This is a genomic window from Rathayibacter sp. AY1F8 (genome assembly GCF_002932165.1).
Classification (GTDB): Bacteria; Actinomycetota; Actinomycetes; order Actinomycetales; family Microbacteriaceae; genus Rathayibacter.
Map to the genome: position 1 here is coordinate 1 of NZ_PSVB01000048.1, position 1,832 is coordinate 1,832.

Below are 1,832 nucleotides of genomic sequence, written 5' to 3' on the forward strand. Positions count from 1 at the left end.
ATCCTCTTCTCCCGCCCGCACTCCGCACGACAGGAACGAGCACCCATGACGCTGTCCACTCCTCAGACCGCCTACGCCTCCGCCAAGCTCCAGGGCACCGGAGTGGGACGCGGGCTGGCCCTCGGGCCGGTCCTGCGCATGCCGGAGCCGCTGCCCGAACCCGAGGACACCGCCAGCACCCGCAGCGTCGCCCAGGAGGAGGAGCGCGCCGTCTCGTCGCTCTCCGCCACCGCAGCGACGATCCGCCACCGCGGCGAGCGGGCCGGCGGCTCGGCGAAGGACGTCCTCGACGCCCAGGCCCTGATGGCCGAGGACCCGTCCCTCGCGGACGACGTCAAGGCGCGGATCGCCGGGGGCAAGACCGCGGAGCGCGCCGTGCACGAGGCCTTCGCCGGCTTCCGCGACCTGCTCGTGGCGATGGGCGGCTACATGGCCGAGCGCGCGACCGACCTCGACGACGTCTCGCAGCGCGTCGTGGCGCACCTCCGCGGCGTCGCCGCTCCCGGCGTCCCCGAGTCGGACGAGCCGTTCGTGCTCGTCGCCCGCGACCTCGCTCCGGCCGACACGGCGCTGCTCGACCTCGAGAAGGTCCTCGGCCTGATCACCAGCGACGGAGGACCGACCTCGCACACGGCGATCCTCGCCCGGGAGAAGTCGATCACCGCCATCGTCGGCACCACCGGCGCCCTCGACCTGCGGGACGGCCAGCTCGTCATCCTCGACGCCACCTCCGGCGTCGTGACGGTGAACCCCTCGGACGCCGAGATCAGCGCCGCGAAGTCCTCGATCGCCGAGCGCGCCGAGATGCTCGCCGCACCGGTCGTCCCCGGCGCGCTGGCCGACGGCCACGCCGTGCCGCTGCTCGCGAACCTCGGCTCGGCCGACGGCGCTGCGAACGCGGTCGAGCTCGGCGCCGAGGGAGTGGGGCTGTTCCGCACCGAGTTCCTCTTCCTCGACGCGAAGGAGGCGCCCTCGGTCGCCGAGCAGGCGGAGCAGTACACGCGCCTGCTCGCCGCGTTCCCCGGCCGCAAGGTCGTCGTCCGCGCGCTCGACGCCGGCGCCGACAAGCCGCTGAGCTTCCTCAACGACGACCACGAGGAGAACCCGGCCCTCGGTCTCCGCGGACTGCGCGCCCTCCGCGCCAGCGAGCAGATCCTCCGCGACCAGCTCACCGCCCTCGCCCAGGCCGATGCCGCGACCGACGCCGACCTCTGGGTCATGGCGCCGATGGTCGCGACCGTGGACGAGACCCGCTACTTCACCTCGATGGCGCGGGAGCTCGGCATCCGCACCGCCGGAGTGATGGTGGAGGTCCCCTCCTCCGCCCTGCTCGCCGACCGCATCCTCGGAGTCGCGGACTTCGCCTCGATCGGCACCAACGACCTGACCCAGTACACGCTCGCCGCCGACCGCATGCTCGGTACGGTCTCGGCGTTCCAGGACCCGTGGCACCCGGCCGTGCTCCGCCTCGTCGGCGAGGTCGGCCGCGCGGGAGCGGCGCTGGGCAAGCCCGTCGGGATCTGCGGAGAAGCCGCCGCCGACCCGCTGCTCGCCGTGGTCCTCGTCGGCCTCGGCGCCACCACCCTCTCGATGTCGCCGTCGGCTCTCGCCGACGTCCGCGCCGAGCTGGCCGAGCACACCCTCGAGGACGCCAAGCGGTACGCGGAGCTCGCTCTCGCCGCCGACAGCGCCGCCGACGCCCGCTCCGCGGTCACCGAGGCGATCGCCGCCTCCTGATCCCAAATCACCAGCCCCACCCCCCTGCACCACCCCGCCACTCGGGAGCCGGGACGCCTCAGGAGCGTCCCGGCTCCCGAGTGGCGGGGTGGTGC

Annotated in this window: 1 protein-coding gene; it reads left to right on the plus strand. The window is 74.1% G+C overall.

Going from position 1 to position 1,832, the window contains the following annotated elements; translation table 11 throughout:
• Positions 1-138: 138 nt before the first annotated feature.
• Positions 139-1,737 (plus strand): phosphoenolpyruvate--protein phosphotransferase, encoded by a 1,599-nt coding sequence (gene ptsP / locus C5C35_RS16640; RefSeq protein WP_374953127.1) that lies wholly within the window; start codon positions 139-141, stop codon positions 1,735-1,737.
• Positions 1,738-1,832: the final 95 nt, after the last annotated feature.